The organism is Lactobacillus sp. ESL0225, assembly GCF_003692905.1.
In the GTDB taxonomy this organism is placed as follows: Bacteria; Bacillota; Bacilli; order Lactobacillales; family Lactobacillaceae; genus Lactobacillus; species Lactobacillus bombicola.
This window is the reverse complement of record NZ_REHK01000010.1, coordinates 253,271-279,575: the sequence shown is the minus strand read 5'-3', so window position 1 is coordinate 279,575 and position 26,305 is coordinate 253,271. Positions and strand designations below refer to the sequence as shown.

Below are 26,305 nucleotides of genomic sequence, written 5' to 3'. Positions count from 1 at the left end.
TTTAAATATTAGTTTGTACGGTGTGTTACTGTTTACAGGCATTAACCCGAGAACGTAAAGAAAAGTCTATTGCAATGATGCAAGGGGTCTTCTTTAGGTTTGCGGGTTTTTATTTTGTTGTTTTTATTAGGAGGATCAGATGGCTTACGAAGAATTAAGTCGAGAAATTATCGCCAATGTTGGTGGTAAAGATAATGTCGCTAGCGTGGTGCATTGTACGACACGTTTGCGTTTCAAATTGAAAGATGAGAAAAAGGCAAATGACGAAAAGATGAAAGCGACTGATGGAGTACTTTCATTAGTTAAATCTGGGGGGCAATACCAGGTAGTTATTGGTAATAATGTTGCCGATGTTTATGATACTTTAATTAAAGTCGGTGGCTTTAGCGATGGCGGTGCAGTTAGTGATGATTATGTTGATAACAGTAACATGAGCATCGCTGATCGTTTTATTGATTTGATTTCTGGTATCTTTAACCCTATTTTAGGACCACTTTGTGCAGCCGGAATGATTAAGGGTTTCAATGCAATGTTTTTGTCTTTTGGCTTAGTAACAGCCAATTCTGGGACTTACATGATCTTGAATGCCATTGGTGACAGTTTATTCTACTTCTTGCCAATCATTTTAGGTATTTCTGCAGCTAAAAAGTTTGGGATTAATGAGTATCTAGGAGCGACAATAGGAGCTGCTTTGTGTTACCCAACTATCGTAGCTATGGCTGGTAGTAAAACAGCACTCTTTACGGTTTTCAAGGGCACAATTTTGCAAGCTCCAGTCCACATGACTTTCCTTGGAATTCCTGTTATTTCGATGAATTATACTTCATCAGTTATCCCAATAATTTTAGCAATTTGGTTTGCTTCAAAAGTACAAAAAATTGCGCGTAAGATTATTCCTGATGTGGTTAAAACTTTCTTAGTACCATTTGTTGTTCTTTTGATTACTGTACCGGTTACTTTTTTAGTCATTGGACCAGTGGCTACGTGGGCAGGTAATGCAATTGCTGCAGTTATTAGTGCTATTTACAACTTTAGTCCAATTTTAGCTGGTATTTTAATGGGTGCTTTCTGGCAAGTCTTTGTAATCTTTGGTGTGCACTGGGGCTTTGTTGCGGTGATGATGACTAACATTGCCGCTATGGGCTTTGATCCAATTGTTGGTCTATCGCTGGCAGCTTCATTTGCGCAAACTGGTGTTGTTTTAGCAATGATTTTCCAAACTAAGAATGAAAAAACTCGTAGTATCGCTATTCCAGCTTTTGTATCTGGTATTTTTGGGGTAACTGAACCAGCTATTTATGGACTAACACTTCCACGTAAAAAGCCATTTATTATCAGTTGTATTGCCTCTGGTATTGGCGGTGGACTAATTGGTATGTTTGGTACAAAGCTCTATATCATGGCTGGAATGGGCATCTTCTCAATTCCAGGTGCAATTGGTAAAAATGGTGTTGATGGGACAGTTTACGGCTTAATGATTGCTATGGCTGTGGCAACTGTCTTAGGGTTCTTATTACAAATGCTCTTTGGAAAAAATAGTGTTGATGCTCCAAGTGATGGTCAAGCTGCAAACAATACTGATTTAGCAGCTTCAGCAGCTCAAACTGAACCAGTTGTCAAAACTAGCGCTACAGCGATGAACCAAGCTGAAACTTTAGTTGCGCCTTTAGCAGGTACAATTGTGCCGTTAAATGAAGTTAAGGATGAAGTTTTTGCTAGTGGTTCAATGGGTAAAGGAGTCGCTATTGAGCCTAAGGAAGGTAAAGTTTGTGCACCATTTGATTGTGAAGTAGCAATGGTGTTCCCAACCGGACATGCAATTGGTCTTAAATCAGCAAAAGGCGCTGAGGTAATGATTCATATTGGAATGGATACGGTTGAATTAGATGGAAAAGGTTTTAAAATATTAGTTAAGAAGGATCAAGCTGTTAAGGCAGGTGAACCTTTGATTGAATTTGATATGGCGGCAATTAAGAAGGCTGGCTATCCGGTAACAACACCAATTGTTGTTACTAATTCAAATAGCTATCAAGATGTTACAGTTCTAACTAGTGGTAATGTGACCTTTGGCGATCAACTACTAGATTTGAAATAATTAGTAAAGAAAGAAGTAAAAGAAGTATATGATGACTACAAATAATTTTCCTAAAGACTTTTTATGGGGCGGTGCTACTGCAGCTAACCAATTAGAAGGTGCTTATCAAGAAGACGGTAAAGGTCTATCCGTAGCTGATGTTTTACCTGGTGGTAAGGATCGAATGAAGATAATCGCTTCACCAGATTTTGACTTTTCAATTGATGCAAAGCAAGTCTATCCTAACCACATTGGTATAGATCATTACCATCATTTTAAAGAAGATATTGAATTGTTTGGTGAAATGGGCTTTAAGTGCTACCGTTTTTCAATTGCCTGGTCCCGAATTTTTCCTAATGGGGATGAAGAAACACCTAACGAAGCAGGTTTGAAGTTTTATGATGCCGTAATTGATGAATGTTTAAAGAATCATATTGAACCAGTTATTACTATTTCGCATTATGAAATGCCGCTACATTTAATTAAAGAATATGGTGGCTGGAAGAATAAGAAGTTAATTGGTTTCTTTGAAAACTTTGCTCGAACTGTTTTAACTCGTTATCAGGATAAAGTTAAATATTGGATGACTTTTAATGAAATCAACAGTGCAGCTCATTTTCCAATCATGAGTCAGGGCTTAACTGTAAGTAATGGTGCCTTAGATAAGAAGAACGTTTATCAAGCCTGGCACAATCAATTTGTTGCTAGCTCAAAAGCAGTTAAAATTGGTCATGAATTGGATCCAGAAATGAAAATAGGTTGCATGATTCTTTATGCGACAACTTATAGCTACGATTCAAATCCTAAGAACCAATTGGCTACTTTGCAAACTAATCAAGCTAATAATTTCTTCTGTGCTGATGTGCAAGTACGTGGCCATTACCCAGCATATACGAAGAGTTTGCTAGCCCGTCAAGGGGTTCAATTATCTGATATTGACTACACTGACGAGGAACTAGAATTATTAGCCAAATATCCAGTTGATTATATTGGCTTTAGCTACTACATGTCATCTGTTGTTGATGTAACACATGAAAATCAAGAAACGGCTAACGGCAACTTAATGGGTGGTGTTAAGAATCCATTCTTAGAGTCAAGCGACTGGGGTTGGCAGATTGACCCAGCTGGTTTAAGAATTGCGCTTAACCAATTATCTGATCGTTATGAAAAGCCATTATTTATTGTGGAAAATGGTTTAGGAGCAGTCGATAAACCTGATGAAAATCATTATGTAGCTGATGATTACCGCATTGATTATTTGCGTGAACACATCGAAGCTATTTCTGCAGCAATTGCTGATGGTGCTGATGTAATGGGTTATACCCCTTGGGGCTGTATTGACTTAGTCAGTGCTTCAACAGGTGAAATGTCCAAGCGTTATGGCTTTATCTATGTTGATGAGGATGATGAAGGTCAAGGAACGTTTAACCGTTTCAAGAAGAAGTCATTCGATTGGTATAAGCAAGTTATCTCCACTAATGGAGCAGATTTAAGCTAAAATTTATAATTTAGGAGTAAGAAAATGAAACATAAATTGTCCCATTTTTTAGTACTATTAATTAGTGTAGTCAGTGCATTTTCATTTAGTGTACATCCAGTTAGCGCTAAAGGTAAAAGCAATAAGCCAGTAACAATTTATTTAACTCGTCATGGAGAAACTACTGCTAATGTGATGCATTTAGCGCAAGGTTGGAGCGACTTTACGTTAACTGAAAACGGCATTAAGGGTGCAGAATATCTAGGGAAGGGCTTAAAAGGTATTAAGTTTAGTGCTGCTTATTCGGGCGACTTATCTCGGCAAGAAAAAACGGCTAAAGGGGCCTTGAAATATTCTGGTAACAAAAAAGTGCAACTGAAAGTAGATCCACGTTTGCGTGAGTGTAATTATGGCAGTTACGAAGGTCGACCAGATATTGCTAAAAATGTACCGGAAATTGCAGAATATTTAGGTTATACTAGCCTCGAAGATTTTCAAGCAAAAACCGGTAAAATGTTGCAAAACAAGATGCAAGATGGTTATTATGGTTTAGATCAACAAAACAAGTTGAATACTAATCTTCCAGCGCAATATCGCGCAGAAAGCTCAGGGACGGTTGAAAAACGTATGACTGAAGTTTTGACCATGATTGCTAAGAAGCAACAGAAAAAAGGTGGCAATGTCTTGGTAGTTAGTTCAGGTATGTCCATTAACTTGTTCTTATCGACACAAAACTATCCAGAATATCAAGGAACTGGAATGGCCAATGATGCGGTTACTAAATTAGTTTATAAGGATGGCAAGTTTAAGCTTGCTGGTGAAATCGGCAGTTTGAAATACTTTGATGCTGGTAAAGCAGCAAGTAAGTAATACTAACTCTAATTATTTATCAATAAAAAGCGTGATATTTAAAATCACGCTTTTTTTATTGAATAATTTTAGTAAGTAATTATTTGTATCAATCTTAATAATCACATATAAAATAAATTGAAATTCAGTTAAGTTTTTAGTTATTAGAGGTTTCAGCGCAATATAAGGATTTAAGTGCAAAACTTCTAATCACTAAGTTGATATTATTTATTGTTGCTTTTAAGACTAAATAGGATAATTAAGACGAAGTTAATTGCTAGCATCAGTCCGGTCGTCCAAAAGACGGTTGCATAATTGAACACACCAGAAATTGCAGAACCCATTAATGAGCCAAAGACAGAACCTACGGCTTGGAAAGACTGATTATAACTAAAGATACGGCCAAAACTTTCAGATGGTGTATTTAAAGTTAAGACTGTTTGTGCAGCGGGAAGCATTGCGGCACTGGCAATTCCAAGCAAGAAGCGCAAACCAGCTAAGATCCAAGGTGAATGTGTAAGTGCCATAGGAATAAAAAGAATAGCACCAACAATTAACCCAACACGTAAAATTTTAAGTGGACCAATTTCATCCATTTTGTGGCCAATCTTAGATGCAGCCAATAGGGTGCCAAGACCAGGAGTTGCAGCAACAATTCCAGCGACAAAAGCGATATTTTTACTATTAGGCATCATTGATTTAACATAAAGCGAAACGATGGGATCAATTGACATGTTAGCAGCTTGGACTAGTAAAGTGGTGACAAACATAGCAGCAATTAATTTTACATGTGGTAAAGTATGCATAATTTCGCTCATTGGTTTCATTTCTGCTCGCGAAACGGGAGTAAAATCTTCTTTAACTAAAAAAGTTGATCCTAAGAAAACTAGTACCATCAAAAATCCTGTAATAAAGAAAGGAATTCGATAGCCCCAAGCACCTCCAAGCCAGTTACCAAAAAAGTTTGAGAGAACACCACCTAAAAGGGGTCCTACTAAGTTACCAGCGGTTCCAGCGGTCATCATCTGGCTCATAACCCAACCACTTTTTTGGTGTGGGGTTTCTCCAGCAATTAAAGCAGTTGCATTGTTAATATAACCTGAAAAAGCGCCCTGAATAAAACGCATTACAATAATGTAGATCGCGTTAGGTGCAAAACCGGTTGCTGTGATTGTTAAAGCCATTACCCCAGATGCCCGCATACACATTAATTTGCGGCCCTTACGATCAGCTAAATTTCCCCAATAAGGTGAAACTATTGCCTGGGCAATAAAAGTCATTGCAAAAGCTAGTCCGGAATAAAGGCTAACTTGTAATTGCGTGTAGTGACCTAAGTCAGCAATAAATAATGAGATAAAAGGCATTGTCATTGAATAGCCCATGCCGGTAATAAAGCAGCCTAACCACAAGGTATAAAAAGCTTTGTGCCAATTAGCTGGTAATTTAGTCGATTGTGTCAAAATTCCCTCATCTTTCTTTTTTTAATTTATTAAAAATTATCGTCTTTTTTATTCTAGCACAATAAATTTAATAAGAATTTACTAAACCATAAAAATTATACTTAAAACGTGTTAGGATAGTACTTTTGAAAGGAAGATTGTTCTATGGGTAAGCAGTCACATATTACTAGAAATGAGTACCGTAAAAAATACATGACAAATAATGAAAAAGCCGGTAGTTCTTCCCCAACGGTGCGCACATCTCAAACTGAAAAAGCGCGTACTAACTATCGTCATCTCAAATTGAATTTTTGGGAAATATTTTCTGATCGGCCTTATTTAGCAGTTACAGTTATAGTATTAGCGATTTTCTTTATAATGGCTAAATTATGGTTACTATTAGTTTTATTACTATTATTGGTGATAGTAGGTGTGTTGGTGATTGCGCGTAGCCATCATCCCAATCAAGTATTGAGTTTAGAATTTAAATTAAAAGCGCAACGAAAATTAAGTATGCTACGTTCGCTACAATTTGGTGGCTCAATTATTATGTTTTTAGCAACTTATATGAAAAAAGTTGTAACGGTTAATTTTTCAACTGCAGGCTCAACTGATGGGTTACAAGTAATTCAAGGAATTTTATCAAATCGTGCGGGTATTTATGGACAACAAGGGTCATATTTCTTAAGTTTACTTAATACCTTAACTGGGGGACAATTATGGGGGAAGTACCGCTATGCCACTAATAGTGCGCAAATGATGAATAGTAATGCAGGTCGTTTAATTATTATATGGGTTTTACTTTTAATGTTGGCACCAGCATTCTGTGTATTGGCTCAATTTTTTCGTGAACCACATGCTCGTAATGCCACTTTAGTTGCGTCATTGATTGCTACGGTGGATTTATTACTAACCCCTTATTTAATGCGTAAATGGATTGTGGCTTATGCGATGGAAAATAGATTAGCGCATGAGCAGGCGATGGCGGCTATCAGTATAGGACCTATGGCATATATTGCAATGTTATGTTCAATTTTAGTTTTAATGATTTCTATTTATCGGATAATTAAACAAGATAAATTTAACTAATATAAACCGTTTCCACTATGGAATGCGGTTTTATTTTTTTAAAACAATTAAGTATTAATTAAATATACTTATTGAAAGCGCTTGCTTATTAGAATCTTAAGAAATATAATTTGTAGCATATACTGAAACCGTCATGCTTACAGAAAAGGAGAAAAGTAAATGAAAAAGGAAAAAATAATCACATTAATTACGGCCATGGGGCTATCCTTAGCAGGAGTAGCTACGGTTGCTGTGCACCCTGAACAAACTATTCAAGCTACCGCCACCACCCAAGGTAATAAATACGGCCTTGGCAAATGCTATACCTTACCGCAAAGTTTACGCGGGACATGGTTTACCCAAGTTTCAAATATGTCACCAATGAAGATTACCAAGCATTCTTTTTCAAGACCTGGGACTAATGGCAAAAAGCTTTACGCCGTTGTCTATGTTGTTGGCAAAGTTAAGGGAACGAATAAATATCCTTGGCAAATGACAGGTAAGTTCGACAAGTATTATGAAAAAGCGCTGAGAATTGGAAAAACACGCAAGATGCGGGGATTAAAGTGGACCGTGATTGGACCAGTGGATGACCATGCTCCCAAGATGGCCACAGCTTATACCATGCATGAAGAAAACATAGATGGGCAAACCGTTAAAGTTGTCTTTGAAGCAGATTATACAGGTAAAGTAGTCAATCAGTACTTTACAACGTTAGAATTAGCTCAAAAATATAGTAAGCAAAAATTCACTGATATGACTTATTTTAATTTAGACAAGTTACCACAATAATAATTCTTAAACAAAAAGTCTAAGTTCTCAAATTCGAGAACTTAGACTTTTTAGTATATTATTTTTTAGCGCGATAAAAGAAAATTTCACGTGCAGCAACTAGTGAACCAGATGATTGATAAATAAAAGGGAAAACCATATCTTTTTTGAGATATGGCTTTTGCTTAGCTGTAGTTAAGTATAGTACCAATTAAGAATTTTGAAAAATATTTCTTAAAATGAAACAAATAATTCAAGTTATGAAATACGTGTCTTCTTTTAAAGAAAGCGCATACAAAAAGTAGAAAAAATGTTATAAATAAACTTGTAAGCTAGCTACAAAAATAATACTGCTCCATATGGATATATGAACTAAAGGAGAAAACAAATGTCTAAAAATGATAAACGTTATTCGGTTGTGATTGCTGGTGGAGGAAGTACCTTCACACCTGGCTTTGTATTAAGTTTAATTGCTAATGAGGATAGGTTTCCATTAAGAAAACTGAAGTTTTATGATAATGATGCAAACAGACAAAAGAAAATTGGTGACGCGTGTGCAATTATTATGAAAGAGCGTGCACCAGAAATTGAGTTTTCATATACTACTGATCCGGAAGAGGCATTTACTGATGTTGATTTTGTAATGGGGTCAATCAGAGTAGGTAAATATGAAATGAGAGACCATGACGAAAAAATACCATTAAAATATGGAGTTAATGGTCAAGAAACAACAGGACCCGGTGGAATGGCATATGGTTTGAGATCAATTCCTGCAATTATACAGATTATTGATTGGATGGAAAAATATTCACCTAATGCTTGGATGATTAATTATTCTAATACAATTGCTATTGTTGCAGAGGCTTGTCGTAGATTTAGACCAAATTCAAGAGTCATTAACATTTGTGATATGCCAGTAGCAATTATGACTAGAATGGCACAAATTTGTGGATTAAATGATTACCATGATCTTGATGTTAATTACTACGGACTTAATCATTTTGGTTGGTGGAAAGAAGTTAGAGATAAAAATACGGGTAAAGATTTGACTCCACTATTAAAAGAACATCTTTCAAAAAATGGTTACTGGATTGGGGGTGAATTTGATAAAGATACAGAGGAAAGTTGGGCTGAAACTTTTAAGAAAGCTAAGGACTGTTTTGCCCTTGATCCTGAAGCATTACCAAATACATATTTGCAATATTACTATTATCCACAATATGAAGTTTCCAATGCAGATCCAAATCATACACGAACTGATGAAATTCGAGAATATCGTGAAAAATTGGTTTTTGAAGAATGTGCAAGAATTGTTAAAGCTGGTACAGCAAAAGGTAATTTATGGGAAGCAAGTGTTGAGCATTCAAATTATATTGTTGATATTTGTCATGCTATAGCTTATAACACCCATGAGAAATTTTTTGCTAATATTGCTAACAATGGTGCTATTTCTAATATTGATCCTGATTCAATTGTTGAGGTGCCTTGTTGGTTTGGTTCTGATGGTGTTCAAGCAATGGCAACTGGTGAAGCTGGAGTATTTGAGCGTGGAATGATTATGGAACAACAAACATGTGAAAAACTAGTTGTTGATGCCTATGAACAAAAGTCATATACCAAGATGTGGCAAGCTTTTGCACTTAATAAAACAGTTCCTGATGCATTGGTGGCAAAAAAGATTCTTGATGATATGATCCCCGTTAATAAGCCATATTGGCCAGAACTTAAGTAATTGCTAGGGAGGATAGTTACTTATGATGCAAAAGTTTCAAAAATTTGGTGCCGCAATGTTTGTACCTGTGCTTCTATTCTCTTTTGCAGGAATTGTTGTTGCGCTAGGTAGTTTATTTACAAATCAACAAGTCTTAGGATCACTAGCTAATCCTGGAACTACTTGGAATTCTATTTGGGATACAATTTCAGCAGGCGGCTGGACAGTTTTTAAGCAAGAAGCACTACTTTTTGTTGTTGGACTCCCAATTGGGCTGGCTAACAAGGCAAAAGGCAGAGCGGCAATGGAATCTGTAATCACTTACATGACCTATAATTATTTTATTGGCGCAATTTTAACTCACTGGGGTAAAAATTTTGGTATTCCTAATTTTGCTAAAGTTCAACTTGTTGAAAATTCAACTAATTATGGATTAACTGAAATAGCGGGAATTAAAACATTGGATACCAGTATAATTGGAGCTTTAATTGTTGCGGGAATTGTAATATGGCTTCACAATCGTTATTTTGATAAAAAATTACCTGAGTGGTTAGGGACATTTCAAGGATCGACATATGTTTATATTTTAGGCTTTTTTATCATGATACCAGTAGCCGTATTAACCTGTTGGGGTTGGCCTAAGGTTCAGTTAGGAATTGGTGGAATACAGCAATTTATTGTGAAGAGTGGCGTTATTGGAGTATGGATTTACAATTTTTTAAATAGAGTTTTAATTCCAACCGGACTACATCACTTGGTGTATATTCCATTTCAATACGGTCCGGCAGTGGTTGCTGGTGGACTGCAACCATACTGGTTACAACATTTATCACAATTTGCTTTAAGTACTCATCCTTTGAAACAATTAGCACCAGCAATGGGTTTCCAATTGTATGGCAATGAAAAAGTTTTTCTTGCTCCAATCATTTGTTTAGCGTTTTATGCAACAGCAAAGAAGAGTAAGAAAAAACAAACCTCAGCATTACTTATTCCTGCTGCTTTGACATCATTTTTTGCTGGAATTACTGAGCCAATTGATTTTACTTATTTATTTGCAGCTCCAATATTATGGATAATTTACTCAATTATTGCTGCAACTATGAATACAGTAATGTTTAGTTTGGGAGTTGTTGGTAATTTTTCTGGCGGTGCAATTGATATGGCTGCTGAAAATTGGATTCCCTTATGGAACCATCACTGGCAAACATTTTTAATTCAATTTATAGTTGGTATTATTTTTGCAATTATTACTTTCTTTATTTTCAAATTCATGATTAAAAAATTTAATTATATTACTCCTGGTCGTGAGGATGATGATCAAGAAGTTCAGCTACTAAATAAGAAGGAATATCAAAATAGAAAAAATTTACAATCACAAAATTTTGATAATAATAAAACAGAGAGTAATCCTTACATTGATAGAGCAATAGCATTTCTTGACTTACTTGGTGGGGATGAAAATATTAAAGAGTTGAGTTCATGTGCAACTAGGTTAAGAGTTTCCGTTAAGGATCCAGAAAAATTAGGAACTGATGCTCAGTTTAAGGCTGCCAAAGCAATCAGTGTAGTTCATCATGGTAAGGCAATTCAAGTTATTGTTGGTCTTGATGTTGCTCAAGTACTTGAAGCGATGCAAGAATTGCGAAAGAAAAATCAAGACAATAGTAGTCACAATTAGCATATTTAATGCAATAGAGCGCTTTAATAAATAAAAAGCAAGTTATAAAATGTAAGTAACTACTTTATATGGAGCGTATATTTACTAATGTCAATATTAAAATCTTTAGTTTATCAAAATAGTAGCAAATTAAATGATTCCGAAATTAGAATAATTCAATTTGTTCTAGATAATGCCAAAATATGTAAAACATTAAGTCTTTCGGAACTTGCAGAAAAATTATTTGTTTCGAAATCCGCTATTTTTCGATTATGCAAACATTTAGGATTAAGTGGATATAGTGAACTAAAGTTTTATCTAAATGAGGTTTATATAGAAAATAAACAAAAATTGAGCAATATAGATATATCGAATAATTTTGGTCCAGATTTAACAAAAGAAACGGCAAATTTATTGAAATATTTTCAATCGCTTGACCTAAAAAATTTTTATACAGATTTGAGTAATGCTAAAAACATATATATATATTCAACTGGTTGGATTCAACAAATGCTATCAAATTTTCTTTCGCATGAATTATTAATTTTTGGGATTTCTTCCATTGTTTTACCTGCTGCTGTGAGTGAATTACAAGGAGTAGGTAAGATAGCTAAAAAGGGTGATATGCTTTTTATTATTTCTTATACAGGTGATAATAAAGAAATAAATGATGAATTAGGGAAATTTGAGTTAGTTAATAATAAATTGCGTTATGTGTCATTTACGGACTTGAAGAAAAATAAATTAGCTTCGCTTGCTAATTATAATTTTTATTATCCAACTGTTAATTTTAGTACAGATAATAATGTATCATTTATACTCGCATATTTATTAATTGACTTATTAGTTAATAATTTTGGTATCTGGCAAAATAGAAAAAGTGAAAATAATGATATCTAATATAAATAATTATATTTTAATATTTTTAAATAAAAGCAATTTAAATGCAAAAAGAATCTTAACTTTGTATATCGATGCATTACTTTTAATACCACTATGTTTCGGAAGTTTCTTATTCTTTGAATTAACTATTATGAAACAGAATATGCCAGTGATTTTAGCTAAATTTCCAATTATTAGTATTGAAATAATTATCGCAATTACAGATTTTTTATTAGGCTATTATTTATGGTTGAAAAAAGATGAACTTATAGCAAATCCTAAAAACTATCATTTTTTCATGTTATGTCAAGCAGTTAGTCAATTAATGGTTGGCAATATTTTATGTTTGATTTTAGCGATTTTTGGTCTGTTACGCATAAGTAGTTTCAAAGAGAAATATCAAGCAGAGAATAAACTTATTAAAAATATATCGGTAATTTGTTTAATAGCTTTTAGCCTTTGTTTCGTGCTATTTATTTGCTTAGATATAAAAAATAGTAGGTATTAAAATGTTTAACTTATTTAAAAAAAATAAATTTATTGTTGAGGCGGTTTGTGATGGGGATTTAATTCCAATTACAGCTGTGGAAGATGATGTTTTTTCAACCAAAATGTTAGGTGATGGATATGCTATTAAGCCTAACAACGGAAAAATATATTCTCCAGTTGCAGGGACTATTACAACTGTTTTTCCAACTATGCATGCTATAGGTATTACGGTAGCAAACGGTTTAGAAATCTTAATTCATTTAGGACTAGAGACTGTTGCTTTGGCAGGCGAACCATTTGAAGTATTTGTCCATGAAGGTAATCTAGTTAAAAAAGGTGATCTTTTAGTGAAGATGGATTTAGAGATGATCAAGACCAAGCAATACGATAGCACTATAATAGTTGTCTACACCAATATGGACATTATTAATTCTGTTTCAGAAGTTGACGCAGGCGCAGTGAAACATGGCCAAGAAATTCAAGTAATAGAATTTAATAATTAAAAAATCATAATCAAAAACTGCAAAATATTATTAATATTTTGCAGTTTTTGATTATTTAAATGTAAATAATTTATTTTTTAGCGCGATAAAAGAAAATTTCACGTGCAGCAACTAGCGAACCAGATGATTGATAAATAACAAGTTCTATTGCTTTAGCAGTTACGTCACGTAAGCCTACTACTTTATTTTTGCTATCTGCTTTCCATTGTAAGTGATCGATGTAACTGGTGAAGTTCTTGCCATCTGGTGATACTAAAATGGAAACATCAACTGGATTTGCTTTGTGATCAATATTGCGTGGCACAAAAACCATCCGGCTCAAATTTTCTACTTTATCAAAAGTAAAAGTTAATTTGAGTGGGTTATCCTGCAAGCTAACTTGGTTAGTCTGCCATTCGCTAGCTAATTTTAAATCAGTTAAGTAAGTTAGTGGGTGATGAGAGTTACTTTCACAATTGCTAGTGACTAGAATATCAGCAATTGCGTTTTCGATTGCTTCGTGTTTAGTAATTACTCCAAAAAGATCAGACCACTCGGATACCTTATTTCCAGCTACATAGCGCATACGGATAATATAACGATTATTGGGGGTCAATTCATGAAAAGTGAAACTTTTACCGGAAATTCCTTCATAAATAAGATGATTAATTTCAACTTCAACATTGCCAGGGCGAGACCAAGTAAGTTCAAATGAATGGGCTGAAATTTTATTTGAATCAACTGACGGTAATTTGGGAGATGGGAGAAGCCCATTAGTAACAGCAGGTACCATGACTTTGCTATTATAAGAAAAATTATTAATGGTAATTTCAATTTTGGCATCGGTTATATTCCGATTTGCTAGTTTAATTTGAAAAGCAGTTTGTCCTTGTTGCAGATATGGAGCAAATTCTGGTAAAGCATAATTAGTATTATAAAAGATTCCTTCGCGTGCATGATTAAAGGCATCAATTGTACCGTATTGCTGTATTTGTATAACTTGATCATTGATCTTTACTGTAACTTGATCAGAATACGAATCACACATTATGGTTAATTGGGTTTCTTGGTCAGTTTTTAATGAGGAGTAGTCGCCTTTAATTGGATCAATTGTAATGGTCAGCTTTTCACCTTTAACTATGCTTTTAATATGTGTTTCGTAATGATGCTCGCTAAAAGCAGTTAAATCATCATCATTATAAATGACAGTTTCGCTTTCTCCTTGGGGATAAAAGAAGAAATTACGGTGACCAAAGTCAAAAATACTCCCCCCACGCACAAATACTGGCAAATGCCATAGGGGAAATGACAGGTTATTGTAGACGCGGTTACCAGCATATTTTTTTCCAGTAAGTAGATCAATCCACATTATATGTTTGCCGGGTAAATATAAATTATCTTTACGTGAATCGCAATTAGCATCTTCGCGTCCGTTTGTGATAGGCGCAATTAAAAAATTATTACCTAACATAAATTCGCTGTTGAATTGCTCAGTATAATTTATTCGTTCGTCAGGAAATGCCATAAATAATGGTTGCATAATAGGATTTCCAGTTCGAGCTTGAGCATTTAGCGTGTATAAATAGCTTTGTAACTGTTGATGTAATGCTAGATATGCACGATTTATATTGGTTATTTTATTATTATAGGAAAATGGTGTTTTACTATAATTACTTTGATCATCGATATTAAATAAGAAGGGCGTAAAGGTTTTCCATTGAAAATCACGAACATAAATTTGAGCATTTCCGCCACCTTGAGCACCGTCAATTGCTGCTCCTACTAAAGGTTGACCTGATAAATTGGCTCCAATCATTCCCGCAACTTGGGTGGTGATGTTTTCCCAATTTCCACCAACATCACCAAAAATTAAGGCTGCTTTATTTTGCATCCCCATAAAACCGCCATCCCGCAGTATTAATGGACGTTTAGGTTGTAAAATACTTTGCAATTGCTCCTGGTCGGTACCGATTGCAGTTTCATTACGTGCATAGCTAAAGCTACTTTTAGATGGTAAAGTAGGCTGGCCCTCATACCAAAATCCTGGTTGAACTCCTTGGTCGATAGCATAATCATTGAAAAAATTAAATCTTTGGTAATCAACAGCTGATACACCATGGTTGGGGATAAGCCAGGCTAAGTTGAAGTTCATTGCTTTATAACGATCAATAAGACCACGAGCAGAAAATTGATAGTCTTCCTCACCATTAAGCGAAGCTTTACCAGAGGCAACAGTGGGGTCATTAGTACGAGTATAATAACTATTGTCAAAACGACTGGCATTGCGTTCCTTGGCCTGACTTGGTTGCCAAAGAGTGGTAATAAAATTGCCAATATGTCCCAAGCCCAACGCATATTTAGGCAATAGCTGGGGTTGGCCAGTTAAAGAATAGTATTTTTTTAAGATAGAGTGGGGTGTTTCGCCCATTATATAAAAACTATCAAAAATCACGTCTTGATGTTTGATCAATGTTAGTTCGGGATTTTGCTGTCCAAAATCATATATACCTTCTTGGGCAGTATTACGGATCTCACCGTAACCAGCATTTGACCAAAAAAATGGTACCTGTAGCGGAATGCCGCCTTTTCCAGTAATTTGATCATGCTTAATCATAATTTTGCGTCCTTTATGACTAAAATAGCCATTTTGTAAGCCGCCACCAAAATAAAATTCATTTTTTTTCTGAATGAGAGCTTCACTTGTAGCTTCATTTGATAGTTCTAGTGGTTTGGCCTGGGCCATACGAATGCGATGTAGTTTTTCATCAAAGATGCTCATTAATACAGGATTTTGCCCAAAAATAATTTGATAATTACCTGCATGAATAATTAATGAATCGTTGGTTGCATGGACACGTGAAAGTTTAAATGCACTTTCGTCAAAATTATTTAATTGAATATAAGTTGTACGGTTTTCATTGAAGTTTTGTTCTGGATCAAGTAAAAAGCGAAAAATACCATCTGCTAAAATGTAAAAATGTGCTACTTCTCCGGTAGCAAAGTGTAATTCGTAAAAGTTTTCACATCTGTTAGCACCAGTTAACGCTCCTAATTGATGTTTGCTTGTTTTTTGTATCATAATTATTGCTTTCCTGTTAACTATTCTTACTACTATTATAACTAAAAAATAGAAACTTTCTGTAGTATTTGTGATTGAACTGGTAAAGGTAAATTTATTAAGCTAAAATGAAGATGAAAATATTAAGCTGAATTTTGTAAAGAAAGGTAAAATAATGACTTATTATATCCATGCAGATAAATTTTTTCTTGAAAATGTAACTGAAGATGGTGGTTACTTAGAAATTCAAGATAATGGTAAATTTGGCTTTTACTATTCTGAAAATGAAAAACCTCAAGGTAAAATTATTGACTACAGTGGCAAGTGGATTGCTCCAGGTTTAGTTGACACACATGTTCATGGCTCTCTTAATGAAGATATAATGCGTAGCGACTGGGCCGGGGTTAATCGGCTGTCAGAAGGTTTTTTACAATCAGGTGTAACTAGTTGGTTGCCGACCACATATACTGCTAGCGCAAGAACTTTAACTGAAATTTGCCGAATGTTTGGTGAGCATAAAGGTGAAGAAACTGGTGCTAAAATTCAAGGGCTCCATTTTGAAGGACCATATTTTACTGCCGAGCATGCTGGGGCAGAGAATCCTAAGTATTTGCTTGATCCGGATATTGATCAATTTAAGCAGTGGCGTGAGGATTCGCAAGGCTTACTAAATAAAATTTCACTTGCACCAGAAAGAAAGGGTGCCAAAGAATTTATTCGGGCAGTTGTTAAAGAAGGAGTAGTTGTTGCTTTAGGACACTCTAGTGCCGATTATACCCAAGCCAAGGCTGGTATTGAGGCAGGGGCTTCAATGTTTACTCATACTTTTAATGGCATGCCTGATCCGGCTCATCATGATACTTCCATTTCTAATGCAGCAATGGCCTTAAATAATGTAACTGCCGAATTAATCTGTGATGGGCACCATGTGAATAAGGAAATGGTCCGTGCCTTGATTAAGGCTAAGGGACCAGAACACATTTGTTTGATAACAGATTGTATGGAAGCTGGAATGATGCCAGATGGAGATTATATGCTTGGCGAATTACCAGTTTATGTTAAAGCTGGGATGGCCCGCCTTAAAACAGGTGATAACCTAGCTGGTAGTATTTTGCAACTTAATACTGCTTTAAAGAATGTTGTTGATTGGAATGTGGCCACACCAGAAGAAGCAGTAATGATGGCTGCTTATGTACCTGCTAAAAGTGCCCATGTTTTAGATAAGTGTGGTTCAATTGCTCCTGACAAGGCGGCTGATTTTTTAGTATTAAATCAAGATATGACTTTGAGTGAAACTTACTTAGAAGGAGAGTCACGGTATCAGGCTTAAAATTGAGACATAAAAAAACCGCTTCACATCTTGTGAAACGGTTTTTGTTTTAGTTTAGTAGACACCACCATCATAAAAATTGAAAGTTGGTTTGTTAAAATCAAAATTTTTTAACTCGCTAATTTTGATGGCATTATCACACACCCCCCAGCTCATCAAGTTAATTGATTTGCCAAAATCTTCATCAGGAATTACTAAAACAATATACTTACCTTGGGACATCGCATAGCCCAGTTCCATGCCCAGGCCTACATCTTCTTCATCAGGAAGATAAACGCCAATCATGACGTCATTTGCTTTAATACCAGTTAAGTCACCCCGATAAGTAGCATTTGCCCATTCTCGATCATGTAAGTATTCGGGATGCTCTGCCACGTTAATACCCTTATATTGGTGGTCTAATGGAACATAACTGTTTTCAAGGTCAATTGTTGGATTTTGTGCTAAAGCTGACATTGCTTCTTGATATGCCTTATTTTGTTTTTCGTTAAACCAGCCTGCGCCAAAATAAACAGTCTTTGTTTTACCCATTTTTCTCTCCTTATCATTTTAATCTAGATAAATTTTGCGTAATTGAGCAATTTTATCATCAGTTAGTCTCATAATATCATGCAAATAGTTTTCTAGACTACCATAATTTTTATTTATAGTATTGATAACGTAATCAAAATACTCTGGGCAAACAGTTTGTAAGTCTTTTAAATTACTAATTGCTACATCATTGGCACCCTTGTCTTTGGCCTTTTGCAAAAAGTTATTAACGAAATCTTCAGTGGCAGTGTTGGTAAATAAATAGTCTGCTCTAATGGTTGCAAGCGGCACATTCAAAGCAGATAAAATTAAAATTGCCGCTAAGCCAGTCCGGTCTTTACCAGCAGTACAGTGAAATAGTACACTTTTATCGGATTCTGTGTTAGCCAATAAGATGTCAAAAAACTTACGATATGCCTTTTGAGCTGATTCACTTTTAATCATATCATCGTAGGCAATAAACATGTGGTTAAAGCCGGCTTTAGGATCATCATTTTCTTGACTAATAATTTCATCAATTCCCTTAGAAGAGTTAGTTAAATCTTCACTGAAAACCGGGTCGAACTTGTATGTTACCCCTTCAGGAACACGATCAGGTTCTTGGTTTACTTCGTCTTTACTTCTAAAATCAACGATATATTTAGCACCATAATCTTGTAGAAATTGAAGGTCAGCCTTATCTAGTGTCGCCCAATTAGCTGTTCTAAGTAGTTTATGCTTTTTGATGGTTTTACCATCTATGGTTTTATAGCCGCCAAGTTCGCGAAAATTACGGCCATTCTTGATTGGGATAAGTTGATTTGTTAAATTTTTAGTCATTAAATTCTCCACCTTTTACACTTTGAGTTCCAATATCATTTTAGCAATAAACTAAAGTACAAACAATTCTAAGAAATTCCAAAAAAATTGCTAAGCCCAAAATATGTTAAAATATAGGAAATTAACGATTGTACATTATAAAGGGTGAATTATGACTATGAAAAAAGAACAGATTTTAGTGCCGGTTGATGGTTCTGAAGCAGCCGAACGTGCTTTTGACAAGGCAGTAAAAATAGCAATGACTGAAGATGCTCATCTTGATCTGTTAAATGTAATTGATACTAGACAATTTTTGGGCGAAATCCAAGATACTGTAATTACAGGTGATACTATTTATCAAATGACTCAAGATGCAGAAAAATATTTAAAAAGTTTAAAAGATTGGGCTCATGATAGCCTTGGTTTTGACAATCTTGATTATCACATTCGTTATGGTAGTCCCAAGGCCATTATTTCTTATGACTTTATTCAAGATCATCATGACGATTTAATTATTATGAGTTCAACTGGTTTAAACGCTGTTGAAAGAATGTTGATGGGCTCAGTAACTGAATACGTCAATCAACATGCATTAGCAGATGTCTTAATTGTTAGAACGGATATTAACAATAAGCCAATTAAGTAATTTAAAGAGCAATCCGAACTATAGTTAAAGCAAAATAAAAACAATAATTAATTGGAACATACGAGTAAATCGTATGTTTTTTATTTACGAAAAGCATAAACTAAATGTTCGTATTTAGCGATAGCGTAAACGTACATAAAAAAATTAATAATATTATCCTATAAATTTGCGAATATTAATGATAATATTTAAATGTATTGAACGTAATTTAACTGAAATTGATTAACTGAATTTGCTATTTTAATCAAAAAGTTTCAGTTTGTACATGGAATATAGGAGTATTATAGAAATGAAAAAAGTCAAACAATTTCTTGTAACGATGATGGCCTTATTATTTGCAGTTAGTTTAACGGCGTGTGCAAATAAAAAGACTTCTTCAAGTAGTAATGAACCCAAGTCACTTAATGTCCAATTTGTTCCTAGTTCTGCTGCTAATAAATTAGAAGCGCGGGCAAAGCCAATGGAAAAACTACTTTCTAAGCGGTTAGGTATTCCAGTACATGTTTCAATGTCAACTGATTACAGCGGGCTAGTTGAGGCAATGAAGTCTAAGAAAGTTGATGTGGGTTTTTTGCCTTCTGATGCTTATATCATGGCACATAAGCAAAAAGCAGCTGATTTGCTCTTACAAGCAGTTCGCTATGGTATAAAGCAACCCGGTGGAGTGACAACTAAAAAGTTAGTCAACTTTTATCGTGGTGAAATTTTAGTTAAAAAAGATTCTGCTATTAAAACCTGGAAAGATCTTAAAGGTAAATCAATTTCTGTTCAGGACATTACCTCAGACTCAGGTTATGTTTTCCCCGTCGCTGAATTAAAACAAAAGGGGTTAGATATCACTAAGAGCTGTAAAGTTGTTTCTGTTAAAGGCGCTGACCAAGGGGTATTGAATGTTTTAAATGGTGATACGGATGCAGCCTTCGTTTTTGAGGATGCGCGCAATATTGTTAAACATGATGAACCTGATATTATGACTAAAGTTGTGCCTATTTACTTCACCAAACCAATTCCCAACGATACGATTTCAGTTATTTCCAGTATGCCTAAAAATTTCCGAAAAAAATTAGCTAAAGCGTTTATTGCTATTGGTAAGTCTAAAGCAGGTAAGAAAATTATAGAGAGCGTCTATAGTCATGAAGGCTATGTTTACGCTAAAGATAGTGACTATGATACCATTAGACAATATAATAAAATTATGGACACAATCAAAAAATAATTTTTAATTTATATGAGCTATTTTTATATATTTTACTTTGCTAAATAAAGTATTTCTGTTATTATTTGATAGAATAATTACCGAAGCATCGAAAAGGGGGCAAAGGCTGATGCAAAATGAAGTATCCATTAGAGATTTTGCAGTTAAGCTTTTTTGTTTCTTTAAAAATGATGTTATTGTTCGCTTTTTAAATAATATTGTTGGTAAAAGACTTAGTATGATTCACGTTTGTGTTCTTAGCTAAAGTCTTTTTTTATGTCTGGGAGGGCATGATGAATAAATTTAAAAAAATACTTGCTGGTTTTGCGGTGATGCTGGTAGCTGTGATGGCGACTGCTTGTTCAGGTAACTCAAGTAAAAGTAAGAGTACAGATAATGCTGCACCTAAATCTTTAAATGTTCAGTTTGTACCAAGTCAAGCGGCAACTAAACTAGAATCAAGGGCCAAGCCGCTAGAAAAAATGCTATCTGACCGCTTAGGCATTCCAGTCCATGTTTCAATGTCAACGGACTATAACACAGTAGTTGAAGCAATGAAGTCTAAAAAAGTTGATGTAGGCTTTTTGCCACCAAATGGATATGTTTTAGCACATAAGCAAAAGGCAGCAGATGTTTTACTGCAAGCTCAAAGATATGGCGTTAAGCAACCTGATGGTCGGCCAACTAAAGAGTTAGTTAACTATTATCGTGCAGAAATTTTAGTTAAAAAGGGTTCTAAGATTAAAACTTGGAAAGATTTAAAAGGGAAATCAATTTCCATTCAAAGTCCGACCTCTTCAGCTGGTTACGTATATCCAATTGCTGAATTAAAGGAAAAAGGGCTTGATGTAAGAAAGAGTTGCAAATTAGTAACTGTTACAGGTCAAGATCAATCTGTTTTAAATGTTTTAAACGGTGATACGGATGCAGCTTTTGTTTTCGAAGATGCACGGACAATCGTTAAAGATGATAATCCTAATATTATGAAACAAGTTGTGCCAATTTACTTTACCAAGCCAATTCCTAATGACACAATTTCGGTTGTTCCAAGTATGCCTAAAGCATTTCGGAAAAAGTTAGCTAATGCCTTTATTGATATTGGTAAATCAAAGAAAGGTAAGAAGATTATCGAAAGTATTTATACGCACGAAGGGTATGTCAATAGTAAAGACAGCGATTTTAATACAGTTCGTAAATATGAAGAGATTATCGAATCAACTAAAAAATAAAAAAGGAAGTATATAATGGCAGATTCTGCAGTTAAACCAATAATTGAATTAAAAAATGTAAATAAAATTTATGGTAAAGATATTGTTGGTTTAAAAGATATCAATTTAACTATTAATAAGGGTGAATTTGTCGTTATTGTTGGCTTATCTGGTGCAGGAAAATCAACTTTGCTGCGTTCAATCAACCGCTTAATCGACATTAGTGCCGGTGATATTTTAATTGCCGGTGAATCAATTACTAAGGCTAAAGGTAAAGAGCTTAGAATGTTGCGCCGTAATATTGGAATGATTTTTCAAAGCTTTAATTTAGTTAAGCGTTCGAGTGTCTTACGTAATGTTTTAACTGGGCGGGTAGCATATTATCCAACTTGGAAGAGTACCCTAAATCTATTTACTAAAGAGGATAAACAAAGGGCATATGATGCTCTGCAACAGGTTGATTTGGCTGATAAAGTATATAGCCGAGCTGATGAACTTTCAGGAGGTCAGCAGCAACGTGTAGCCATTGCTCGGGTTTTAACTCAGAATCCTGATATTATTTTAGCTGATGAGCCTACAGCGTCACTTGATCCCCAAACTTCACGGCGGGTAATGCAAGATTTAAAGATGCTCAATGAAAAGCATGGTATGACAGTTATTATTAATTTACATAGCGTGCAATTGGCAAAAGAATTTGGTAAGCGAGTAATCGGCGTACGTGCTGGTGAAATCATTTATGATGGCAAAATGAGTGAAACGCCAGAGTCCACCTTTGACCAAATATACAGTGGTGGTGAAAAAGATGAATAGCACTGATCCAGAAAAATTAATGACATTGCCTAAGAAAAAATTCAAATTCTGGAACTTAATTTGGGTGATTATTTTTATTGGCGGTTTGTTTATTTCAACTGGTGTTACTAAAACAAGTTTAGGTGCTTTTTTTAGTAACTTTGGGCAATTTGCTGATATTTTCTTACAAATGCTTCATCCGAATTGGGCATATCTTGGCGCAGTGATTCCGCTTCTGCTGGAGACGATTAAGATGGCTGTTTTGGGAACTGTAATTGGTTCAGTCTTAGCCTTTATCTATGCATTATTAATTGCACGTAATATTGTTAAGAATAAAACAGTAACTGGTATTCTAAGGGTAATTATGAATATTATTAGAACGATACCTGACTTACTCCTGGGAGCAATTTTTGTGGCAATTGTGGGTATTGGTCCGGTAGCAGGTATCTTGGCATTGGCGATTTGTACGTTTGGAATAGTGGTTAAATTATTTTATGAAGCCATTGAAACAATTGACCCAGGTCCCATTGAAGCTTTAACTGCTGTAGGTGCTAATAAATTGCAAATTATTGTTTTTGCAGTTTTACCTCAAGTTATCACTTACTTCATTTCATATTGCCTATATGCCTTTGAAATCAATGTGCGGGCTTCAACAGTCCTTGGTTATATCGGTGCTGGTGGGATTGGTTTGTATTTGCAACAAACACTTCAAGTCTTTGACTATGCAAAAACCGGGACAATTATTATTGTAATTATTTTGGTTGTGGTACTAATTGATTACATTTCATCTAAATCACGGGAGGCGTTGATGAACTAATGGATACTACTATGAAAAAATTGCCTCCTAAGCCAATTGAATGGAAAAAACGCATCTTACATTGGGCTATAGCAATAATTACAGTTTTCTTAATTATTTGGTCTTGTACAGGGATTGATTTTGGTGGTATTAAGGAAACTGCTGGCCAAATTGCTGGTGCAATATTTACAGGTATTTTTAATCCTGATTGGTCCTACATTTATAATGGAACCGGTGAAGATTTAGTTTCTCAATTATGGGAAACTGTTTGTATTGCATTCTTAGGGACCTTTATCTCAGCAATTATTTCCTTACCATTTGCTTTTTGGGCAGCACATACAAAGCATAAAAAATGGTACATATCACGTTTAGGTAAGATTGTTTTAGCAATTATTCGGTCATTCCCTGAAATAGTTTTGGCTTTAATGTTTATTAAAGCGGTTGGCCCCGGTTCAGCAGCTGGTGTTTTAGCCTTAGGTTTTCACTCAGTGGGAATGTTAGCTAAATTGTTTTCAGAAGCAATTGAAAATTTAGATGATGGTCCCAATGAAGCAGTAACTGCGGCTGGTGGATCAAAAATGAATATAATCATGTTTTCAATCCTACCTAACTTAATGCCTGCCCTGATTTCTAATACCTTATACCGGTTTGATGTTTCAATTAGATCAGCTTCAATTCTTGGTCTTGTTGGCGCTGGTGGTATTGGCTATCCTTTAATAATTGCTTTACAGTATCGGCAATGGAATCGAGTGGGAATTATTTTACTCGGTATTATTGTCATGGTAATTGTTATTGATGCAATTTCTGGTTGGATTCGTAAAAAATTAGTATAAATAAAAAGTAGTGCAGGTAAAACTGCATTACTTTTTTTATTATCGGGATGTCATATTTACCGTTAGTTTTTGCTGTGCTGTCGATGAAATTAATAAAATTTATATTTTTAGATAAAAATAAACAAATTGTAGTCCGTTTTAATTAAAAACATTATTCTAATTATTAATTCTTTGTTAACAGAGTAAAAATTTATTTCGAAAAAGTGCAATAGTAGTTTTTTTGGTATAATATAGAATGAACTTTAGGAGGATATCATGGAAAAGTTAGCTATAGTGACTTTGGCCGATGATTTGGCCATGAACCAAGAAAGTATTTTAAACCAAGAAATAGATTTTGATGCCGAGGCTGTTTATCGTGTAATTGACAGCTTGCAAGTACTGCATAAGCCAGTCAAAGAATACTTTGCAATGACACAAGAACAGTATTATGAAACCGAGAGTGATCATAAATTAACTTTGATTAATTTATCAGCAAACTTGACTGACCTGCATGATCGCATCTTAACTAATCATGTAGATGGTTTTGTGGATCAACATGAGATTAATCTGACTTATAATCATGAAAATCCTTTCGAAGATGATTTTTATAATAATGTAGTCGATTTTCATGTTGTTAGCTATAGTTTGAAGGTAATTGGTGCCGTTCAAGCAGTAGCAGCTCAAGAATTACAAACAGTATTGTCTAAAGATGCAGTTTTGTCAATTGGGTTAGCAGCATACGCATTGGCAAATAATAAATAAAAATTAAGGCTGTGGCTAATGCCCAGCTTTTTCTTTAGCTTGAGGCAGAATAATGGAATTTTTTAGATATGCTAAAGGATTAGTTAATCGGATTAGTAGTGTAAGAGAGCAGAAACTATCGCAAAATAAAAATGTCTCACTTGATCCGATGCAGGATTACTTAACCGTAGGAGAATACCGGGTTGATGAGGAACAACATACGCCGCATAATCAGCCATATAAATTAACGGTTTATAAAGATGATGAAGGTGTTTTACATCAAGCACTTAGTTTAGAAAGTACAACTAAGTTAGAACCGGAATATGTCCGTGATTTTAATCAAGAATTAGGCTGCTATCGTGCCTTTGCTAATCGGAATACCGGTCGCCGCTACGTGGTTGAAGAATATTTAGAACAATTTGTTGAACGAGTAAAAAAGCATGTCCGCCAAGGAGAAAACTCGGTAAATGTCAGTGTGATTACTGATACCCATTATAAAGATGCCAACAGTATCGATTTTTATGGTTGGAATGGGCTAACCCATGTTAGTGAGTTTTCCTATTTAGATAATTTAGGTTTATTAGATTTAAAAGTTCACCTAGGAGACTGGATTGATGGGTCAGATACCGGATTTTTAGGTGAGAGGGAACTTATTAAATTACGTGATGCTTTTAAGTCAAACTGCATTCCATATATAATGATTAAAGGAAATCATGATGAAAATGATAAATATGATGAGCATCATGACTTAAAAGCATCGTTTCCAGAAAATGAATTCGAACATATTATGTGGCCGCAGATGTACGCACAAGATGAGATTAACTATATTTCGCGCCAGCACGGGGTTTGTTACTATGATATAGATAATGTTCGCTTTATTGCGGTTAATACTTCAGACTTACCCTATTATTTGGATGCGCAAGGCCGTAAAAAATATGATGCCAAAATTACCTTAGGTGTTAGAGAAGATCAAATTGAAGAAATTATTGAAATTTTGGAGCAGTCTTCGAATAAAAATATTATTTTTATGAGCCATGCTAATCCAATTAATCGTAAAGCTTCTAATGCTTTGAAATATAATGGACGTTCTCTTCATGAATTATTAGTAGCCTTTAATCAAGGTGAAAAAGGACGAATGCATTCTAGCTATGGTATTCCTGCGGAATTTCGCTTAGCTAATGATTTTGATTTCACTAATGTCAAAAATGCCCGAATTATCGCCTATTTTTGTGGACATCGGCACCGTGAAGACCAATATCGAATTAATGGTATTCAATATATTTTATTTAATTGTTCGGCTTTGATGGGTCCTAAACATGTTTTAACTACTAAGTATAATAAAAATTGGAAACGACAGATTGATCATCAAGCAGAATTTGCGGGTTATGTTGTGAATATTGATTTACATCGACACTTAATTCAAGTATTTGGCTATGGTGCTGCAAGTAAGAGACGATTTTTTTATATTTAGTAAAAATTCACAAGTAGTTTGGTAAATATGT

General features: G+C 34.8%; 24 protein-coding genes. 20 read left to right on the top strand and 4 right to left on the bottom strand.

Annotated elements, in window-relative coordinates; genetic code table 11:
• Window positions 1-139 precede the first annotated feature (139 nt).
• From F5ESL0225_RS07350 to F5ESL0225_RS07340, 3 genes are read left to right on the top strand one after another with little or no spacing between them, the layout of a single operon-like run.
• Entirely contained in the window at window positions 140-2,095 is a 1,956-nt protein-coding gene (locus F5ESL0225_RS07350) for a beta-glucoside-specific PTS transporter subunit IIABC (RefSeq protein WP_122022293.1), read from the top strand.
• A gap of 31 nt (window positions 2,096-2,126) precedes the next feature.
• Window positions 2,127-3,572, top strand: coding sequence for a glycoside hydrolase family 1 protein (locus F5ESL0225_RS07345; protein WP_158592408.1), 1,446 nt, complete (start codon window positions 2,127-2,129; stop codon window positions 3,570-3,572).
• A gap of 24 nt (window positions 3,573-3,596) precedes the next feature.
• Window positions 3,597-4,421 (top strand): histidine phosphatase family protein, encoded by an 825-nt coding sequence (locus tag F5ESL0225_RS07340; RefSeq protein WP_122025005.1) that lies wholly within the window; start codon window positions 3,597-3,599, stop codon window positions 4,419-4,421.
• A gap of 203 nt (window positions 4,422-4,624) precedes the next feature.
• On the opposite strand, the gene F5ESL0225_RS07335 is transcribed toward F5ESL0225_RS07340, so the two are convergent.
• Window positions 4,625-5,860: an MFS transporter gene (locus F5ESL0225_RS07335; RefSeq protein WP_122048164.1), complete on the bottom strand. Its 1,236-nt coding sequence runs from the start codon at window positions 5,858-5,860 to the stop codon at window positions 4,625-4,627.
• A gap of 144 nt (window positions 5,861-6,004) precedes the next feature.
• On the opposite strand from F5ESL0225_RS07335, the gene F5ESL0225_RS07330 reads away from it, so the two are divergent.
• From F5ESL0225_RS07330 to F5ESL0225_RS07300, 7 genes are all read left to right on the top strand, one after another.
• Complete coding sequence (locus tag F5ESL0225_RS07330) at window positions 6,005-6,928, top strand: cytochrome C5 (RefSeq protein WP_122048163.1); 924 nt, start codon at window positions 6,005-6,007, stop codon at window positions 6,926-6,928.
• Between the two features lie 159 nt (window positions 6,929-7,087).
• Complete coding sequence (locus tag F5ESL0225_RS07325) at window positions 7,088-7,699, top strand: hypothetical protein (RefSeq protein WP_122048162.1); 612 nt, start codon at window positions 7,088-7,090, stop codon at window positions 7,697-7,699.
• A 367-nt stretch (window positions 7,700-8,066) separates the two neighbouring features.
• Window positions 8,067-9,410 (top strand): 6-phospho-alpha-glucosidase, encoded by a 1,344-nt coding sequence (locus tag F5ESL0225_RS07320; RefSeq protein ID WP_122025002.1) that lies wholly within the window; start codon window positions 8,067-8,069, stop codon window positions 9,408-9,410.
• A 22-nt stretch (window positions 9,411-9,432) separates the two neighbouring features.
• Window positions 9,433-11,067, top strand: coding sequence for an alpha-glucoside-specific PTS transporter subunit IIBC (locus F5ESL0225_RS07315; RefSeq protein ID WP_122048161.1), 1,635 nt, complete (start codon window positions 9,433-9,435; stop codon window positions 11,065-11,067).
• 87 nt (window positions 11,068-11,154) lie between these two features.
• Window positions 11,155-11,946: a MurR/RpiR family transcriptional regulator gene (locus F5ESL0225_RS07310; RefSeq protein WP_090092598.1), complete on the top strand. Its 792-nt coding sequence runs from the start codon at window positions 11,155-11,157 to the stop codon at window positions 11,944-11,946.
• Window positions 11,936-12,436, top strand: coding sequence for a hypothetical protein (locus F5ESL0225_RS07305; RefSeq protein ID WP_122022285.1), 501 nt, complete (start codon window positions 11,936-11,938; stop codon window positions 12,434-12,436). Before F5ESL0225_RS07310 ends, F5ESL0225_RS07305 begins: the two co-directional genes overlap by 11 nt.
• Before the next feature lies 1 nt (window position 12,437).
• A complete protein-coding gene (locus F5ESL0225_RS07300) occupies window positions 12,438-12,920 on the top strand; it encodes a PTS glucose transporter subunit IIA (protein ID WP_122048160.1) in 483 nt (160 codons plus the stop codon).
• Between the two features lie 70 nt (window positions 12,921-12,990).
• Here F5ESL0225_RS07300 and F5ESL0225_RS07295 read toward each other — a convergent pair whose 3' ends face one another.
• A complete protein-coding gene (locus F5ESL0225_RS07295) occupies window positions 12,991-15,978 on the bottom strand; it encodes a TIM-barrel domain-containing protein (RefSeq protein ID WP_122048159.1) in 2,988 nt (995 codons plus the stop codon).
• A gap of 154 nt (window positions 15,979-16,132) precedes the next feature.
• On the opposite strand from F5ESL0225_RS07295, the gene nagA reads away from it, so the two are divergent.
• A complete protein-coding gene (gene nagA, locus F5ESL0225_RS07290; RefSeq protein ID WP_122024998.1) occupies window positions 16,133-17,287 on the top strand; it encodes an N-acetylglucosamine-6-phosphate deacetylase in 1,155 nt (384 codons plus the stop codon).
• Window positions 17,288-17,341: 54 nt separating this feature from the next.
• Here nagA and F5ESL0225_RS07285 read toward each other — a convergent pair whose 3' ends face one another.
• Together F5ESL0225_RS07285 and F5ESL0225_RS07280 are read right to left on the bottom strand one after the other, a co-directional pair.
• Window positions 17,342-17,818: a nucleoside 2-deoxyribosyltransferase gene (locus tag F5ESL0225_RS07285; protein WP_122022281.1), complete on the bottom strand. Its 477-nt coding sequence runs from the start codon at window positions 17,816-17,818 to the stop codon at window positions 17,342-17,344.
• 18 nt (window positions 17,819-17,836) lie between these two features.
• A complete protein-coding gene (locus tag F5ESL0225_RS07280) occupies window positions 17,837-18,637 on the bottom strand; it encodes a tyrosine-protein phosphatase (protein WP_122048158.1) in 801 nt (266 codons plus the stop codon).
• Between the two features lie 151 nt (window positions 18,638-18,788).
• Between F5ESL0225_RS07280 and F5ESL0225_RS07275 the strand changes: the two genes are divergently transcribed.
• The 9 genes from F5ESL0225_RS07275 (at window position 18,789) to F5ESL0225_RS07240 (ending at window position 26,274) form a co-directional block, all read left to right on the top strand.
• A complete protein-coding gene (locus tag F5ESL0225_RS07275; RefSeq protein ID WP_199688778.1) occupies window positions 18,789-19,262 on the top strand; it encodes a universal stress protein in 474 nt (157 codons plus the stop codon).
• A gap of 289 nt (window positions 19,263-19,551) precedes the next feature.
• Entirely contained in the window at window positions 19,552-20,478 is a 927-nt protein-coding gene (locus tag F5ESL0225_RS07270; RefSeq protein ID WP_122022278.1) for a phosphate/phosphite/phosphonate ABC transporter substrate-binding protein, read from the top strand.
• Between the two features lie 109 nt (window positions 20,479-20,587).
• Entirely contained in the window at window positions 20,588-20,722 is a 135-nt protein-coding gene (locus tag F5ESL0225_RS08530) for a hypothetical protein (RefSeq protein WP_255409286.1), read from the top strand.
• Between the two features lie 28 nt (window positions 20,723-20,750).
• Window positions 20,751-21,686 (top strand): phosphate/phosphite/phosphonate ABC transporter substrate-binding protein, encoded by a 936-nt coding sequence (phnD, locus tag F5ESL0225_RS07265; protein ID WP_118896183.1) that lies wholly within the window; start codon window positions 20,751-20,753, stop codon window positions 21,684-21,686.
• A 15-nt stretch (window positions 21,687-21,701) separates the two neighbouring features.
• On the top strand, window positions 21,702-22,475 hold the full coding sequence (phnC, locus tag F5ESL0225_RS07260) for a phosphonate ABC transporter ATP-binding protein (protein ID WP_118896182.1): 774 nt from the start codon (window positions 21,702-21,704) through the stop codon (window positions 22,473-22,475).
• Entirely contained in the window at window positions 22,468-23,271 is an 804-nt protein-coding gene (gene phnE, locus F5ESL0225_RS07255) for a phosphonate ABC transporter, permease protein PhnE (protein WP_090092583.1), read from the top strand. Before phnC ends, phnE (F5ESL0225_RS07255) begins: the two co-directional genes overlap by 8 nt.
• Complete coding sequence (gene phnE / locus F5ESL0225_RS07250) at window positions 23,271-24,083, top strand: phosphonate ABC transporter, permease protein PhnE (protein ID WP_122022277.1); 813 nt, start codon at window positions 23,271-23,273, stop codon at window positions 24,081-24,083. The genes phnE (F5ESL0225_RS07255) and phnE (F5ESL0225_RS07250) overlap by 1 nt, the downstream gene beginning before the upstream one ends.
• A 255-nt stretch (window positions 24,084-24,338) precedes the next feature.
• Complete coding sequence (locus tag F5ESL0225_RS07245) at window positions 24,339-24,824, top strand: hypothetical protein (protein WP_122022276.1); 486 nt, start codon at window positions 24,339-24,341, stop codon at window positions 24,822-24,824.
• 52 nt (window positions 24,825-24,876) lie between these two features.
• Window positions 24,877-26,274 carry a metallophosphoesterase gene (locus F5ESL0225_RS07240; protein WP_122048157.1) on the top strand — a complete coding sequence of 466 codons (1,398 nt, stop codon included), beginning with the start codon at window positions 24,877-24,879 and terminating at the stop codon, window positions 26,272-26,274.
• Window positions 26,275-26,305 lie beyond the last annotated feature (31 nt).